General features: G+C 38.0%; 15 protein-coding genes and 1 other RNA gene. 6 read left to right on the forward strand and 10 right to left on the reverse strand.

Annotated features, from left to right (window positions below; genetic code table 11):
* Positions 1–36 precede the first annotated feature (36 nt).
* The 5 genes from LV716_RS15370 to LV716_RS15390 form a co-directional block, all read right to left on the reverse strand.
* Entirely contained in the window at positions 37–210 is a 174-nt protein-coding gene (locus tag LV716_RS15370) for a hypothetical protein (RefSeq protein WP_163418667.1), read from the reverse strand.
* Between the two features lie 138 nt (positions 211–348).
* Positions 349–1086: a LytTR family DNA-binding domain-containing protein gene (locus LV716_RS15375; RefSeq protein ID WP_163418668.1), complete on the reverse strand. Its 738-nt coding sequence runs from the start codon at positions 1084–1086 to the stop codon at positions 349–351.
* Positions 1087–1217: 131 nt separating this feature from the next.
* Positions 1218–2771: a hypothetical protein gene (locus LV716_RS15380; RefSeq protein ID WP_233759156.1), complete on the reverse strand. Its 1554-nt coding sequence runs from the start codon at positions 2769–2771 to the stop codon at positions 1218–1220.
* Positions 2768–3163, reverse strand: a complete 396-nt coding sequence (locus tag LV716_RS15385; protein ID WP_163418669.1) for a thioesterase family protein — start codon at positions 3161–3163, stop codon at positions 2768–2770. The genes LV716_RS15380 and LV716_RS15385 overlap by 4 nt, the downstream gene beginning before the upstream one ends.
* Positions 3163–4233 (reverse strand): glutaminyl-peptide cyclotransferase, encoded by a 1071-nt coding sequence (locus tag LV716_RS15390; RefSeq protein ID WP_233759157.1) that lies wholly within the window; start codon positions 4231–4233, stop codon positions 3163–3165. The genes LV716_RS15385 and LV716_RS15390 overlap by 1 nt, the downstream gene beginning before the upstream one ends.
* Before the next feature lie 76 nt (positions 4234–4309).
* Here LV716_RS15390 and ffs point away from each other — a divergent pair.
* The 3 genes from ffs (at position 4310) to fsa (ending at position 5972) form a co-directional block, all read left to right on the forward strand.
* Positions 4310–4408: signal recognition particle sRNA small type (ffs, locus tag LV716_RS15395), an RNA gene on the forward strand.
* Between the two features lie 53 nt (positions 4409–4461).
* Positions 4462–5271, forward strand: coding sequence for an SDR family oxidoreductase (locus LV716_RS15400; protein WP_163418670.1), 810 nt, complete (start codon positions 4462–4464; stop codon positions 5269–5271).
* Between the two features lie 44 nt (positions 5272–5315).
* Complete coding sequence (gene fsa, locus LV716_RS15405; RefSeq protein ID WP_163418671.1) at positions 5316–5972, forward strand: fructose-6-phosphate aldolase; 657 nt, start codon at positions 5316–5318, stop codon at positions 5970–5972.
* Positions 5973–6029: 57 nt separating this feature from the next.
* Here the strand turns inward: fsa and LV716_RS15410 are convergent, their stop codons facing one another.
* Positions 6030–7415 carry a transaldolase gene (locus tag LV716_RS15410; protein ID WP_163418672.1) on the reverse strand — a complete coding sequence of 462 codons (1386 nt, stop codon included), beginning with the start codon at positions 7413–7415 and terminating at the stop codon, positions 6030–6032.
* 171 nt (positions 7416–7586) lie between these two features.
* On the opposite strand from LV716_RS15410, the gene LV716_RS15415 reads away from it, so the two are divergent.
* Complete coding sequence (locus LV716_RS15415) at positions 7587–9218, forward strand: ABC-F family ATP-binding cassette domain-containing protein (RefSeq protein ID WP_163418673.1); 1632 nt, start codon at positions 7587–7589, stop codon at positions 9216–9218.
* A 4-nt stretch (positions 9219–9222) separates the two neighbouring features.
* Here the strand turns inward: LV716_RS15415 and LV716_RS15420 are convergent, their stop codons facing one another.
* Positions 9223–9942 carry a hypothetical protein gene (locus tag LV716_RS15420; protein ID WP_163418674.1) on the reverse strand — a complete coding sequence of 240 codons (720 nt, stop codon included), beginning with the start codon at positions 9940–9942 and terminating at the stop codon, positions 9223–9225.
* 225 nt (positions 9943–10167) lie between these two features.
* On the opposite strand from LV716_RS15420, the gene LV716_RS15425 reads away from it, so the two are divergent.
* Positions 10168–10707: a fasciclin domain-containing protein gene (locus tag LV716_RS15425; RefSeq protein WP_163418675.1), complete on the forward strand. Its 540-nt coding sequence runs from the start codon at positions 10168–10170 to the stop codon at positions 10705–10707.
* 4 nt (positions 10708–10711) lie between these two features.
* On the opposite strand, the gene pheT is transcribed toward LV716_RS15425, so the two are convergent.
* Entirely contained in the window at positions 10712–13129 is a 2418-nt protein-coding gene (pheT, locus tag LV716_RS15430; protein WP_163418676.1) for a phenylalanine--tRNA ligase subunit beta, read from the reverse strand.
* A 126-nt stretch (positions 13130–13255) separates the two neighbouring features.
* Here pheT and LV716_RS15435 point away from each other — a divergent pair, with 126 nt between their 5' ends.
* A complete protein-coding gene (locus LV716_RS15435; RefSeq protein ID WP_163418677.1) occupies positions 13256–14491 on the forward strand; it encodes a peroxiredoxin in 1236 nt (411 codons plus the stop codon).
* Here LV716_RS15435 and leuB read toward each other — a convergent pair.
* The gene (leuB, locus tag LV716_RS15440; RefSeq protein ID WP_163418678.1) at positions 14484–15602 is read right to left on the reverse strand and encodes a 3-isopropylmalate dehydrogenase; all 1119 of its coding nucleotides are present in this window, start codon (positions 15600–15602) and stop codon (positions 14484–14486) included. The genes LV716_RS15435 and leuB overlap by 8 nt on opposite strands.
* Before the next feature lie 30 nt (positions 15603–15632).
* Positions 15633–16805, reverse strand: coding sequence for a 2-isopropylmalate synthase (locus LV716_RS15445; protein WP_163418679.1), 1173 nt, complete (start codon positions 16803–16805; stop codon positions 15633–15635).
* Between the last annotated feature and the right edge of the window lie 26 nt (positions 16806–16831).

Genomic DNA, 16831 nt, shown 5'->3' on the forward strand with positions numbered 1-16831 from the left:
TTAATCTTTTTGGTATTCATTCTGTTTATGCCAGACTTATCCTTGTCTATCATCTACTTCTGAAACCTGTCCATCCGTACCTTGTACCTCAGTTTCAACCTCTAAGGTCTCAAACAAACTTTCAGTTTCTTGAACATCGGTTTCAGTTTCACAAGAGTAAATACCTAAAGTAACAGCGGCGATTGCAAACAAGCGTAAAAATCTTTTCATAATTGTATGTTTTTTAGTTTAGAAGTTTAATTACGACTGCAAGATATTTAGCGCCCAATGGGAGAGGACCAGCGGAATAACTATTTTAGTATTTATAGCTATTCTGCGAGAATTTTATTGAAAACTGTAAGAATTTTGTTAATTAACAGCTTTTAAAGCGGTTTTGGAGAGCATTTCCTTAAGTGAATCTACTTTGTCCCTATAGGTTTTGGAGAATGGCAATTCTTGTTTTCCGCTACTGCTGAGCGTACACATGGATTTACCGTAGTTGATTCGCGATACGTACTTGCTATTCAAGATATAACTCTGGTGGATGCGAATAAAACTTTCAGGGAGGCGGTCCTCAAAAGACTTTAATGTTTTAAAGGCACTGACCACATTCCCATCCTTCATGAAGAAGTCCGTAGTATTGTTATCCGACTTCAGGTATAGAATTTCATTGGTGTCCAAATAACGATAATCGTTATACGATTTTAAACATATTGTGGAAGGGAACTGTTGCTTTGTCGACAACTTGCGAAGTCGCATAATGGTCTTACGAATGTCAAACTCGTTATGGGGAAGAATCCAATAATCAAAAAAACCACTTTTTATAGCATTGAAAGCATATTTTTTCGACGTTGAAAAACCAATAATGATAGGTAATGTAGGCAAATACTGGTTCAGTTCGGTAACCATTTGAAAATAGGACATGCCATCCGCCTCATTAAGATTAATGAGAACAATATCTGGGGTAAACTTTAAAATGGTATTTAAACCTTCTGTGGAATCCTTGGCCGTTGACGCACATACAAAATCGCCATACTCTTGCAGATAGAGTTGTAGTTGCAATTTTGAAGTGGCATCCGAGTCTATTATGGTGTAGGTATAGTCCATTCGTAAATAACTGATTGCAAGTTACTAACGCTAAAAAAAAACTCATTGCACTTTTGCCTTAAAAAAAGTATGGGTTTCCCCTAAAATGAAAGATTTTTCGCTATCGACTCTTAATTTTTTCTTAAAAAATACTAATTGGAAGCGTTTTCATAAGCTCCGATGTCTGGATTTGGGCTTCTTTCAATTCCTAATATGTCGATTAAGATCGGAGGAGAAAGGTTAGCTTCTGCGTTGTCGATAGCAGCTGAATTATCACCTATCTGAAATTGATTTTCAAATGGTCCTGTAAAATCGGAATCTTCGTTGAGGATTACATTTTGGTATAGATCAATATCTTCAAAGTTGAACAACGGATTACCTTCAAACCTATTACTGGTATCATTAAATTTTAGCAGACAATTTTTAAAGCCAAAGTTGAAGTCGGCACTATCGTTCCTTTCCAATACAAATGCTATGGATTGATTTGAATCTATGATGCAATTGGTAAAGTCGGCACTTTCCAAATTTCGGGCCATCGTTTCTCCATTTGCCAAAAAGCCCGAATTATTTAATAAGAGTGCTGTTCCGCTTCCGGGTCCACTGCTCCAAAAATTGGCAAGCGTACAATGAGTGAAATTATATATTCCGCCAAGATTGCCATAAAATGAGCTATTGGCAGAATTTCCCAAAACAGTATTTTCGGCTATAATATGTGCTGAGGAAGCCCACAGATTATGGTTTGAACTATTATAAACCTGAGTGTTTTTGAGGGTAAGGGTAGGGGATATAGAAGATTCCTCACCCTCCACACGTAGACCAATGGTAGCATTTTTAATGGTGAGGTGGTTTACCACATTGTTTATACTTCCTTCTCTTAGCCAAATTGCGCCCCATTGTCCTGGTACATCTTCATACAATGGTTCCAATCGGTCACCTTCAAAGATTACTTCGTTTTCCAATATGTCTTGATCTTCGCTTAGCAGACCATTTATATTCAAGGTTGCACCATCACTTACAATGATACCGGAATTATTGTGAAAATGGACACGTACACCAGCATCGATTATCAGGTTTTCGTTTTCAGGTACCGCGGCATAACCATATATGGCATATGGCTTTTCATTGGAAAACTGCAACTGTTCCGGTTCTAAAAAAAAACCTTCAGCCCTTATTTCCTCTCCATTATCATCAAGCCCCAGTACGAGGGTTTCCTTGGTGCCGTCCGACTGCGTATTGGGATATAAAAAAATAGCATCTTTTATTAAGGTCACCAGTTCAACCTGTTGCCTTTCGTCTCCAGTACCGAACAATAAGGCATCGGTATACAAGAACTCATTTTCTGGAGTTTGCCCAATATCAAAGGTCGTTTCTATAAAAACAAAAAGACTGTCCTTTGCAAGTAATGGAACATTGTTGAATTCTTTTCCCGCCTGTCCATCAACATTTAACCTATAACTGCTTTCTTGACCACTTTCTAGTCCCACAAAAGGGATTAGAATATCTTGGTTACTTCGATTATAAACTTTTAGGGAATAGGTACTACTTCCAATATTCGTAAAAACGGTATCCAAAAAAACAGTATCCTTGGAAAATTCCAAATTACCGGAACTCGGAGGGTAATCAAAATCTTCGCGGCAAGCGCCCCAAGAAACCGTGAGGATAATGCCCAATACGGTTATAAACGATTTTAAGTGCCAACGGTTCACGTGTTGTTAAATAGATTTTGTACTGATTCTGGAATACGTTTGGGACGAAATGTTTCGGCATCCAGTAAACACCATTCTGTGGTGGCATTCACTAGCAGTTGTCCGGTAGTATTGTTCCGTATTTCAACCATTCTTATAGATATGGGCCCTTTAGTCTTTGCAATATGGGTGGAAATTAGAATTTCATCACCTAACAACGCTGGTTTCGTATAGGTAATATTATGGTTTTTAACTACCCAGATCATGGCATTCCGAATTTCTTGGGTAGTTGCTTTGAACCAGTGCTTACGCGAAATATCTTGAATCCATTCCACATAACGAATATTGTTCACATGGTTAAGGTCATCTAAATCTTGCTGGACTACGTTAAAGGTTTCCTTATAATCCTGCATTAATTCTTTTTACGGATTTTTACTTCAAAAAGCTTGTCCCAATTTTTACCTGTTACGAAAAACGTATTTCTTTCCTTATGGTACGCAACGCCGTTCAGAACAGAATTGCCATCGTCCCATTCGGCTCCCCTGGTCACTTTGTTTTTTAACCCTCCAAAGTTAATGACACCTTCAATGGCCCCTGAAGTGGCATCAATAATCATCATACTTTCTTTTTGATATACATTGGCGTACAGCTTTCCGTCCAAAAACTCCAGTTCATTGGCCATATTGAAAATGGATTTGTTGGTAACGGTTTCAATATATCCTTGTTCCTTTAACGTTGTAGGGTCTAAAAACCATATTTTTTCCGTTCCGTCGCTTTTGAACAGTTTTTCCCCATCATTGCAAAGACCCCAACCTTCGCGACTTTCACCGTAGCTGAAGTTTTTGATTTTTTCAAGATTATCCGGGTTGTACACATACCCAATTCCACTTTGCCATGTAAGCTGGTAGAGTTTATCATTTAAAATTGTAATTCCTTCTCCAAAAACAGTTTTGTCCAAATCTATTTTTTGTAGTATTTCACCAGTCTCATAATTTACCTTGCGCAACGTGGAAGCACCTTTTTTACCAGTACTTTCATAAAGCACACCATTATTAAATTCCAAGCCTTGTGTATATGCCTTTGGGTCGTGGGGGTAGGTGTTCAATATTTCGTAGGTGTATACTTCTGGTGGGTTTGGAGCCAAAACCTTGATTCTTTTCTCTATTTCTACGGGTTGCTCCTCAAGATTGAATTTGGCGACCAGGACTTTGTTGCCCAATGTGGGTATATCCAGTTTTAATTTTCCATTTGAGATAGAAAACTCTTTTCCATCAATAAAATAATGCACATCGGATATCTGTTTATCCTTCTTATTGTTCAAGGCAATTCCTATTTCTTGGTTTTGCTGAAACTTGGTTTTATTCCCTTCTAATTGAATGTCAAAGAGTTTAGTGGGGTCTTCGTTGCCACCGCACCCAAGAAAGAAAAATAGAAACCCAAAAATTGAAAATAGCTTTGTTATCATTCCTTTAAAATGTTTCATTTTTTTATGCACTTGACCATCGAAATTAAGAATGTAATATGATTGTAACAAATTTAAAAGATCGTATATTTGCCATTGGCAAGTCCTACACGACCAGCTCCTGCAAAATCCCCCAGGGTGGGAACGCAGCAAGGGTATGCGGTCGTAGCGGTGCGATGTAGGTAGCTTGCCTTTTTTTGTTCCCAAAATTCACTGGTTTACGAGCTTTATGACCTTAAACTATCGAGCATGAAAAGCAAAGTTGTTCTAATAACGGGTGGTTCCTCGGGTATAGGAAAATCAATAGGAACCTATCTCGCTTCCAAAGGGTTTATTGTTTATGGGACAACAAGAAATACAGAAAACTACCCAGATTTTGATGCTTTTGAATTGTTGCAATTGGATGTAAAGATTGCAGAGAGCATTGATAAAACAGTTTCCCATATTATTTCGAAAGAAGGGCGATTGGATATTCTTGTCAATAATGCCGGTGTTGGGATTACGGGGCCGATTGAAGAAACGCCTCCTGAAGAGATTGAAAATGTTTTCAATATCAATTTTCATGGCCCTATCCGTATGATAAAAGCTGTTTTGCCACAAATGCGAAAGCAGGGCGGGGGAAAAATCATCAATATTACCTCTATAGCTGGTTATATGGGGCTTCCTTATCGGGGTTTTTATTCTGCTGCTAAAGGAGCACTTGGTATATTGACCGAAGCAATGCGTATGGAGGTCAAGGATTTTAACGTGACCATCAGTAATTTGGCCCCAGGAGATTTTGCAACAAATATCGCATCTGGAAGATATCATGTTCCGGTTACCGAAGATTCCGTATACCAACATAAGTATCAAAAAAGCCTTGATCTTATGAACGAACATGTGGACTCTGGCGGGAACCCAAAACTTGTGGCCGAAAAAGTGTATAAAATCATACAGCAAAGAAGACCAAAAGTCCATTATGCAGTTGGTGAGTTCATGCAACGGTTTTCGCTTTTCCTGAAGAAATTATTACCGGATAAAGTATATGAAAAGCTACTGTTGAACCATTATAAGTTGTAGTTTTATAGACACTTATCCTAAGCATTAATTTAAAAGAACAAAGAATGAAATTTTTTATCGATACCGCGAATTTGGACCAAATTTCCGAAGCACAACAACTTGGAGTTTTAGATGGCGTTACTACCAATCCATCATTGATGGCGAAAGAAGGAATTACTGGTAAAGAAAGCATTTTGAAGCACTATGTGGACATTTGCAACATTGTAGATGGAGATGTTTCTGCAGAAGTAGTGGCTACAGATTTTGACGGTATGGTCAAGGAAGGGGAAGAGCTTGCCAAACTGCACGAACAAATCGTTGTTAAGGTACCCATGATCAAAGATGGTGTTAAGGCGCTAAAATATTTTTCCGACAAAGGTATAAGAACCAATTGTACGTTGGTGTTTTCCCCAGGACAGGCATTATTGGCCGCCAAGGCTGGAGCTACGTATGTTTCGCCGTTCCTAGGACGTCTTGATGATATTTCTACTGATGGTCTTAACTTGATTTCAGAAATACGCCTTATTTACGATAACTATGGATTTGACACGCAGATATTGGCAGCTTCCATAAGACACACCATGCACGTAATCGATTGTGCCAAAATAGGTGCAGATGTTATGACCGGACCGCTCTCATCAATTGACGGACTTTTAAAACACCCATTAACCGACATTGGTCTGGAAAAGTTCTTAGCGGATTATCGTAAAGGCAATAGTTAAGCTTACTTCCCTATAGGAGAAAAATTAAAAGGGTTCCATTTATGGAACCTTTTTGTGTTAAAAAGAGGTGGTATATAAATTGGCAAATGCATCCACAATCAAAGTATCCTTGGCGATAATGCACTTGTTCAGTCCATCTATCATCATGGCAGTCTGTATCTCTTTAAAATCTGCTCCATGGAATTGGTTCTTGGGGTCAAGGTTGTTTTCTTTTACAAGATTTACCCACAGGGAATGATTTGTTCTTAAATTGATACCGACAAAATTATATTCAGGATGTTTCTTTTTAAGTCTAGAAACGTGCCTTGTTACATTCCTAAAATGCCTCTTTTGTGAAGCTGTCCAAAAATAAAAAACAGTTTTTTTCTTCTTACTGACATCTTTCAGATAAACGCTATTGCTATCAATGTCGGTGATATCTAAATTTGGAAGAATACTGTTCGGTTGCAAGTTTTGAATGCCATCATATAAGTCGGCAATTTCCTCTTTATGCATATGGTTACTGGAGAGTGATTGAAACTTATCTAAAAAGATTTTACTCTCCTTACTGGAGCTATGTTCTTTAAGAAGATAGTCCATAGCAATGTTCCGCAACAAAATGTCTCTTAGGTCCGTTTCTTTTACCAAACTATCGACCAATTTTAACTTGTGCTTATTATGGTGAAGATGTTTGCTGATTGATTTTGAGTGAGTGCCACAGTCTTTCAAGCAGGACATGTAGGCGAGATTTCCAAAGTGGTACTTCATGAAATCAAAATAAGGCCTAAAATAAGCCAGATCCTTACTGTTGAGGTCAATATCTTTTCTATAGTCGTAAAATGCACCGTTCAAATCGTGTATGGTTTCCTCGCCGGTTTTTTTCTTGTGATAAAAAGGATATTTCTCTTTGTGGATAAAACTGTTATAATCTATAGAAGCTTTGCCCATGGCCAAAACCTTTTCAGATAGTTCATTGTCCGTGGCCAATTCTTCTAGGTACTTAATCTTCTGTAATCGTAATGAATCAATCTTTTCATTAAAGGCTATTGGGTCCAACTTATAATATCTATAAATCAAAGGCTCCTCTTTTTCATGGGCGAGAAATATTTCTAAAAGAAAATTGTTTATTTCACTACCCTTGCCAGAAAAGACCAAAGATTCGTCAAACTCCAAAGTGTTTAACCGTACAACAATACTGTCACCTTCTTCTATAAATAAATATTGACGTTCTGGACTGTGGTCAAAATGATAAAGACCTTCTTCGATTCCTTGCAGGTTGAAAGAGAATCTGTTGCCTTCATCCAATGCTACGGAATCTACAATATCATTGTTTCTATAAAGAACTATAAAATCACTTGTAGGATTTACAATTTCTCCTCCAAAGTATACCGAAGAGGTATCTTTCGATTTTTGGGAACACGACAAAATTGAAAGAAAGGAGAGGTATAGTAAAAATCTAATCATACAACGCGAACCAATTAGGGTTACCTAACAAAATTAAGAATACAGGAAAGCCATCTTTGTTAATGGCTAGTTAAATGTTGTAAAACCTTGTTTTTGTGGAGTTTAATAATATGTCTTTAAATTGGTAATACGGGTGGTTTTTAGCTATTTTTGCAAAAAATAAATAGCTGCATGTTATCAGTATCTAACTTATCCGTTCAGTTTGGAAAAAGAGTTTTGTTTGATGAGGTAAACGTAACGTTCACCCATGGGAACTGTTATGGAATAATCGGTGCCAATGGCGCTGGAAAATCAACATTTCTAAAAATTCTATCAGGTCAAATAGATGCGACCTCGGGAAGTGTGCATTTAGAACCCGGGAAACGGATGTCCATTTTGGAGCAGAACCACAATGCTTACGACGAGGTACCTGTTCTGGAGTCCGTGGTAATGGGAAATAAACCATTATTCACCATAAAAAAGGAGATTGATGCACTTTATGCGGACTACACCGATGAAAATGCCGATAAAATTGGAGAGCTGCAAGTACAGTTCGAAGAAATGAACGGCTGGAATGCTGACAGCGATGCAGCGGCACTTTTGTCAAATTTGGGAATTTCGGAAGACCTGCACTATACCCATATGGCAGATATGGATTCCAAATTAAAGGTAAGAGTATTGTTGGCACAGGCACTTTTTGGAAATCCGGATGTACTGATAATGGATGAGCCGACCAATGATTTGGACTACGATACCATAAACTGGTTGGAAAACTTTTTGGCCAACTACGATAATACCGTGATTGTTGTTTCACACGACAGGCACTTTTTAGATGCGGTCTGTACCAGTATCGCAGATATAGATTTTGGTAAGATCAATTTGTTTTCCGGAAACTACACATTCTGGTATGAGAGCAGCCAACTAGCAGCGCGCCAACGTGCACAACAGAACAAAAAGTCTGAAGAGAAGGCTAAGGAATTACAGGAATTTATAATGCGTTTTAGTGCCAATGTTGCTAAAAGCAAACAGGCAACATCCCGCAAGAAGATGTTGGACAAGTTAAAGATTGAAGATATAAAACCTTCGAGCAGAAGGTATCCTGCCATAATTTTTGAACGTGAAAGAGAAGCTGGCGACCAAATTTTGAACATTGAAAAACTTGCCGCTACATCCGAAGATGGCGATTTGCTGTTTCAGGATGTGAACATAAATCTTGCTAAAGGAGACAAGGTTGCCATTATATCCAAAGATTCTAGGGCCACAACGGCATTTTATGATATTATAAATGGTAGAATTAAAGCTGATAACGGGTCATACCAATGGGGGGTGACAACAACACATTCTTATTTGCCTGCTGACAATGCTTCTTTTTTCCAGGAAAATATCAATTTGGTGGATTGGCTACGTCAATGGACAAAAACCGAAGAAGAGCGCGAAGAGGTTTATGTAAGAGGGTTTTTGGGAAAAATGCTGTTCAGTGGTGAAGAGGCATTAAAAAAATGTACTGTACTTTCTGGAGGGGAAAAGGTGCGCTGTATGTTGAGCAGGATGATGTTATTACGTGCAAACGTGCTACTATTGGATGAACCTACAAATCACTTGGATCTAGAGAGTATCACGGCATTCAATAATTCCCTAAAGAACTTTAAGGGCACCGTTTTATTGACAACCCATGACCATGAATTTGTAAATACCGTAGCGAACAGAATCATAGAACTGACACCAAAGGGTACAATCGACCGTTATTTGACATTTGATGATTACATGTCCGATAAATCAATCAAAGAGCAACGTGGCAAAATGTACCAAATGGCGGTAGTTTAATTAACTAAGCATTAAAATATTTACTGTTCCAAATGGCAGGATTAAAATTCTTGCCAAGCGCGAAGCCGTAAAATATTACCACAGAAGCGATACACTTGAACATAAAGAAATAAATAATCCAAAATTCTGCTGAGGAGTTACTTTTGGAAAATAACCCGTTAGGTACTATTAAAGTAGCAAAATAGCTTATTAGAAAGACAAAAGAAGCTAGGTTCACTATATTCTTAAATGGCCAAACCAATAATTTGCGCATAGGATGTAAATCATTGCCCCATTTATGGATTAAGTAAAAATAACCGTTACCAATTGGCGCAAAAAGTAGCGGGTCGTCCTTGTCTTCCAATTTAAACAACTTGGAAGGTGCCATAATCTTAAATCCTTGTATCTCGATATTATGGGCGTTTTCCAATTCCTTTATTTTGGAAATCCCTTTTTCCGGAATCTTTCCTTTAAAATATCTGCTGTCCAAAAAACGAAGTCTGTAATCAATACAGATTTGTTTGATTTGATCAATATGATAGATACGGTCGGTTTCTAAAAGGTCAAAATTAAAATTGTTGGCAGTAGTAGTTTTTTTTGAGTTAAGGGTCTCTTCAATAGCAGCTTTGGAAGATGTATGCTTTTGCAAGATTCGTTGTACCTCTTCTAAAATCTCATGCTCTTTTTGGTGTTTTTCCCGAAAGGCATGGAGTTCCCTCTCAATGTTAGTGTTTTTAAATATCATGTTTTCTTTTCTTAGCAATCAATCCAAAGTTAATAAAATGTATTCCAGATTACTATGGGAGAAAAAACACAAAAAGTTAACATTTTGTTAAATTCGACATCTGTAAACAAATAGATTCGTCGTTCAAACGAAAAGGAGTATCTTACCGATGATTTTGGCACTTAATCGTGTTTTAACATAATTGAAATTAACATTTTTAGGTTGTCTCAAATTAAAATACACTAAATGAAGCCCCCACAATTAAGAATTCTTTTTAGCTGTCTTTTTCTTTTTACCATTTGTATTTCTGCCCAAGACGCTACAGACTCAGAGACGAAATCAATAACGCAAAACACTAGCGAATCTGATCATCATAAAACATTGTTGGCTGCTGTTAAGGCAACTGAAATGGACGACATTTTGGATAAGTCAGGACCTTTTACGGTCTTCGCACCTTCTGATGCGGCATTTGCGAAATTCTCGAATAAAAAAATGCAGCAACTTATTAATTCTAAGGATAAAAGCGATTTAAAATCTTTGCTGACCTATCATATAGTAGCAGGTAACTTAACTGCCTCTAACATATTAAAAGCAATGTGCAGAGGAAAAGGAAAAGCCAGCTTTACTACTATACAAGGGAAAAAACTTGTTGCCCACATGGAAGGGTATGACATTATTTTAACAGACCCAGTAGGAAACACTGCTAGGATAACCGTTGCAGATGTGAACCAGAAAAATGGTGTTATACACGAGATTGATAGTGTTATTCTACCTTCTCAAATGTAATCTACTAGCGCAATTCGGCGCCAAGTTCTTTTTGATAACGACCCAACAACTTGGACATTATTTTATCGATTTGCTTATCGGTCAACGTCTTTTTCTCATCTAAAAGTGTGAAACTAACTGCATAGGATTTTTTTCCTTCAGGAAGGTTGTCACCTTTATATACGTCAAAAAGGTTCACTTTTTTAAGCAGACTTTTTTCAGTGGCCCATGCCAAATCATACACCTGGCGATAGGTGATACTCTCGTCCAATTGTAATGCAAAATCTCGTGAAACCTCTGGGAACTTGGGGATTTCTTTAAAAATAACATTTTGTCCATTAAGGCATTCCATAATGGTATCCCATTCAAAATCCGCAAAGAAAACATCATGTTTTATATCAAATTGCTTTAAAATGGTTTTATTGACCAAACCGTATGTTCCAATACGTTTTCCATTTTTTGTGCACGACAACCCTTCGGCAAAGATGGCATCGGTATAGGGTTCCGTTACAACTTCTTTTAACCCCAACCGATCTAAGATTGTTTCTATGGTTCCTTTGAGAAAGAAAAAATCTGTCTTTTTTGAATTACTTGTCCAGTTTATATCGGTTTTATTACCCGAGATAAAAATGGATAAATGTTGTTTCTCTTTGTTGTCTTTGCCTATTTTATGATAGGTTTTTCCAAATTCAAACAGTTTTAAGTCCGTTTTCTGCCGATTGTTATTATAACTGACCGTTTGTAGACCAGAAAAAAGCATAGAAGTCCTTAATACCGATAGATCAGTGCTAAGGGGATTGATCATCCGAACGGCTCCATTATCATTTTCAGATACATTTCCGTTTGCAGCTACTAGGCTATTGGTCATAATTTCGTAAAACCCCTGTGCCGCCAATAGATTGCCAACAACATTTTGAACTCTATAGTTCTCATATTTAGAGGAGTTAGCTATAGAAGCGTTGAGCTTTTCTTTATAATCTATGTTATTGTAACCGTATACCCTTAAAATTTCCTCGATGACATCCACTTCCCGCTCTACATCAACTCTGTAGGATGGTATAGTTAACCCAAGTCCGGATTCGGTGACATTATTTACTTTGATTTCTAATGAAGATAGTATCGATTTTATAGAGTCTCTAGGAATTTCTTGCCCTATTAACGAATTGATTTTGTCAAAGGTCAAAAAGACCTGTCTCTCGTTAGGTTTCTTAGGATAGAGGTCAACCACTTCAGAGCTAATGTCCCCACCGGCAATTTCCTTTATTAAAAGCGCTGCCCTTTTTAATGCGTATTCTGTATTGTTGATATCGATACCGCGCTCAAACCTAAAAGATGCATCTGTATTTAGACCATGTCTTTTTGCCGTTTTTCTAATGGAAACAGCATCGAAATAAGCACTCTCAAGAAAAATTGAAGTCGTATATTCCGTAACACCAGAATGAATTCCTCCAAATACCCCAGCAATGCACATGGGTTTCTCACTATCGCAAATCATTAAATCATCCTCATGCAGTTCTCGTTCTACTTCATCCAAAGTTTTAAACTTTGTTCCTTTTGGCAAAGTCTTTACGACAATTTTACCGCCTTTTATTTTGGTGGCATCAAATGCATGCAACGGTTGACCCAGTTCATGCAATACATAATTTGTAATATCGACTATATTGTTGATAGGGGACAATCCAATCGCCTTCAACCTATTTTTAAGCCAGTCTGGCGAATCTTGAACAATGATATTACTGATGGTAACTCCACAATATCTGGGTGCCAATTCGCTGTTCTCAACTTCAACATCTATTTTTAATGACCTGTTATCTATAGAGAAGTTGCTAGTTGATGGTGTTACCAGCTGTTTTTGGATTTCTAGCTGTTCCAAACCGGCCTTTATATCCCGTGCAACACCAAAATGGCTCATGGCATCTGCACGATTGGGCGTAAGTCCAATCTCAAAAACTTCATCGTTTTCAATTTCGAATACGTCTGAACAAGGTGTGCCAGGTTCTAGAATATCGCTTAGCACCATAATGCCATCATGACCCTCGCCTAGACCAAGCTCATCTTCAGCACAGATCATGCCTTGACTTTCCTTTCCTCTAATCTTTCCTTTTTTTATTTTCCAAGCTTCACCATCTTTAGTATACAATGTAGTACCAATAGTTGCAACAGGAACTTTTTGACCAGCATCTACGTTTGGAGCACCACAGACAATTTGCAACGGAGATGCTTCCCCAATATCTACAGTAGTTAATTTGAGGCGGTCTGCATTTGGATGTTTTTCACAGGTAAGTACCTTGCCTACCACTATGCCCTGTAATCCTCCCTTAACCGATTCGAAGTTGGAAATACCTTCGACTTCGAGCCCTAAGTCGGTCAGTAACTCTCCGGTTTTATGCGAATCCCAGTCAATTTCCAAAAATTGCTTCAACCAGTTATAAGAAATCTTCATACCCAAATTTAAAGTCGACAAATATAAAACAATAGCGCAACAGATTCAACGTAAAATGTTCCATACAATAGTGTTAATGTTAGTTTTGGGTCGTATTTTAGACTTTTTAGATAAACCTCTCGGATTATGAAAAGAATTTGGTTGTTCTTGTTTGGGTTGATTTTACTGTTAACCTCGTGCAACGAAGAAAAAAAAGAGCTCAAAGCTGGTGATTGGCTTGCAGAACTACAAGTTTCCCCTTCTGAAGAGCTTCCATTTAATTTTTCACTTGTAAAAAAGGAAGGTGAGTCCTATGTGATGCAAATGTACAATGCCGAAGAGGTGGTAACTGTGGATGAAATAAAGGTATGGAATGATTCCATCCTAATTCAAATGCCAATTTTTGAAGGATATATTTCAGGTACTTTTACGGAAAGTGAGATAAACGGAAATTTTATAAAAGAAAGCTTAGATAGGACTGTGCCGTTTACGGCAAAATTTGGGAAAAGGGATAGGTTTGAAGCAGTATCCAAGGCAAAAACTAATATCTCTGGTATTTGGGAGGTAAGTTTTGAGGAGGGAACAGAAAATGAATATCCAGCAAAGGGGATTTTTGTACAAACTGATAATACCGTAAAGGGCACTTTTAGAACAAAAACGGGGGACTATCGCTATTTGGAGGGCATAATCTCGGGAGATACGCTTAAACTCTCTGCATTTGATGGAGCCCATGCATTTTTGTTCACCGCTAAAGTGACAGACAGCTCGTTGCAGGGCAATTTCTATTCTGGAAATCATTCTGTTGAAACATTTACAGGAAAACGCAATGAAGGATTTGAATTGCCGGATGCCAATAGCCTAACTTTTCTAAAGGAAGGTTATGATAATCTTGATTTTTCATTTCCAGATGAAACCGGTAAAATGGTAAGTATTGCAGATTCCAGATTTGATAATAAGGTTGTGTTGGTACAAATTATGGGAACATGGTGCCCAAACTGTTTGGATGAAACCAAGTTTTATGTCGATTTTATAAAGAAGAATCCAGACCTTGATATCGAATTTATTGCACTTGCCTTTGAATATGCAACAACAGAAGAAAAAGCGTGGAACGGGATAAGAAGACTAAAAGATAGAGTAGGAGTAGCGTATCCTATTTTATTGGCACAGTACGGAACGTCCGATAAGAAAAAGGCCAATGAAAAACTTCCTATGTTGAACCATGTGCTATCCTATCCAACAACTATTTATGTAGGTAAACAAGGAGAGGTGAAAAAAATACACACAGGTTTTAACGGACCAGCTACAGGCGATAAGCACAAAGCATTTAAAAAGGAATTTAACAATACAATTAAAAAACTCAGCGAAGAAGAAGTAGCTAAATAATAGTTGATTTTCCTAAATCGATATTCTCATCGTTCATATTGAAATCATCTTCACTATCCACAATGTTATCGGCAATAAAATCACCAACTTGTTTAGTGCCATATTGACTCTTATTGTCCAAATCTGAAGTAACTACACCTTTCTTCAACGATTTGTCCACAGCTTCGCGCACTGCCATGGCTTCTTCAAAAAGACCAAAGTTTTCCAATAACATAGCGGCAGAAAGAATAGAAGCTATAGGATTTGCGATATCCTTGCCTTTTGCCTGTGGGTAGGAACCATGTATGGGTTCGAACATGGCATTTTTATCTCCAACGGATGCTGATGCCAAAAGCCCGATTGATCCTCCAATTACACTTCCTTCATCAGAAATAATGTCGCCAAACATGTTTTCGGTCAAGATAACATCAAATTGGCTGGGGTTCAAAATGATTTGCATAGCCGCATTATCCACAAATAGAAAATCCAAAGTTACTTCTGGATAACTCTCACCGATTCTGGTGACTACTTTTCTCCAAAGTCGGGATGATTCCAAAACATTGGCCTTATCTACAAGCGTAAGTTTATTTTGCCTGTTTTTTGCAGCTTTAAAAGCTAAATGCGCTATTCGTGAAATTTCTTTTTCCGAATATTCACATAAATCGGAAGCTACGGTTCCTTCGTTATTTAACTTTTTCTCACCAAAATAGATACCTCCGGTAAGTTCTCGATAAATGATAAAATCTGTTCCCGAGATAATTTCCTTTTTTAGAGGGGAATTTTCAATAAGGGTTGGAAAAACCTTTACAGGCCTTATATTGGCATATAGCCCAAGTTCTTTGCGCAATTTTAATAGTCCTTGCTCTGGTCGAACCGTAGCCTCGGGATTGTTATCATATTTTGGGTCACCAATAGCTCCGAATAGGACTGCATCAGCCTCCTTACATAGCTTTAGGGTTGTATCGGGTAGCGGATTTCCCTTTTTGTCGATAGCGATAGCTCCAACAAGTGCCTCTTTATACACAAAATGGTGATTGAAGGTTTCTTCAACCGCTTGTAAACATTTTACTGCTTGATCTAACACCTCTGGACCAACACCATCTCCCGGAAGCAAAGCTATGTTTAGATTCATCTAATATAATTTGATGATTTGTTCAAGGCTTTAGGCAATGCTCTTGATTGAGATATTGCTAGCTTCTACAATTTGATGGATGTCATCGTCCAAAATCTCTTTTTTCCGATCTGCGAATTCCAGAAAATTCTCATACACTACATCCAATTGCAATTTTGTAAGCTCATAACCTACATTTTTTGCACGATATGCCAAAGCTGCCCGACCACTTCTTGCGGTCAAAACTATTGATGATTCTGTGACCCCAACATCTTCTGGGTCCATGATTTCGTAAGTTTCACGCTGTTTTATAACCCCATCTTGATGGATTCCAGAACTGTGGGCAAAAGCATTTGACCCCACTATTGCTTTATTGGGCTGAACCGGCATTCCCATTTTTTGAGAGACCATTCGGCTTGTGTCGAATAGCAGTTTACTGTTGATATCAGTATCTAGATTCAGGTAAGGATGCTGCCTTAAAATCATTACCACTTCTTCTAAAGAGGTATTACCGGCACGCTCTCCAATACCATTAATGGTACATTCAATTTGTCTAGCACCATTCACCACGCCAGCAATAGAATTGGCTGTGGCAAGGCCAAGGTCGTTATGACAATGACAGGAGAGAATAGCTTTGTCTATGCCCGTTACATTCTCCTTTAGGTATTTCATTTTTGCCCCATACTCTTCAGGCAAGCAATACCCCGTTGTATCTGGAATATTGAGTACGGTAGCACCGGCCTTTATGACGGCTTCGCAAATTTGTGCCAAAAAAACATTATCGGTACGCCCGGCATCCTCAGCGTAGAATTCAACATCTTCCACAAAGGATTTTGCATATGCAACGGCATCTACTGCACGTTCTATTATTTTTTCTCTTGTTGAATTGAATTTATACTTGATATGGGAGTCCGATGTTCCAATTCCGGTATGAATTCTTGGTGTCTTTGCAATTTTAATAGCTTCTGCAGCTACTTCTATGTCTTTTTTAACGGCTCGGGTCAAGCCACAGACGGTAGCGTTCTTCACTAACTTTGCGATTTCATGGACAGATTTAAAATCACCTGGACTTGATATGGGAAAACCAGCTTCAATAATATCCACGCCAAGCTCGTCCAAGCGTTCGGCAATGACCAATTTTTGTTTGGTATCTAATTTACAGCCAGGAACCTGTTCTCCGTCCCTAAGTGTAGTATCAAAAATTTGTACCTTATCTTTACCCATTATTTGTGTCAGTTTAAGCTAAGTCT

Origin of the sequence: Flagellimonas sp. HMM57 (assembly GCF_021390175.1) — a bacterium.
Classification (GTDB): domain Bacteria; phylum Bacteroidota; class Bacteroidia; order Flavobacteriales; family Flavobacteriaceae; genus Flagellimonas.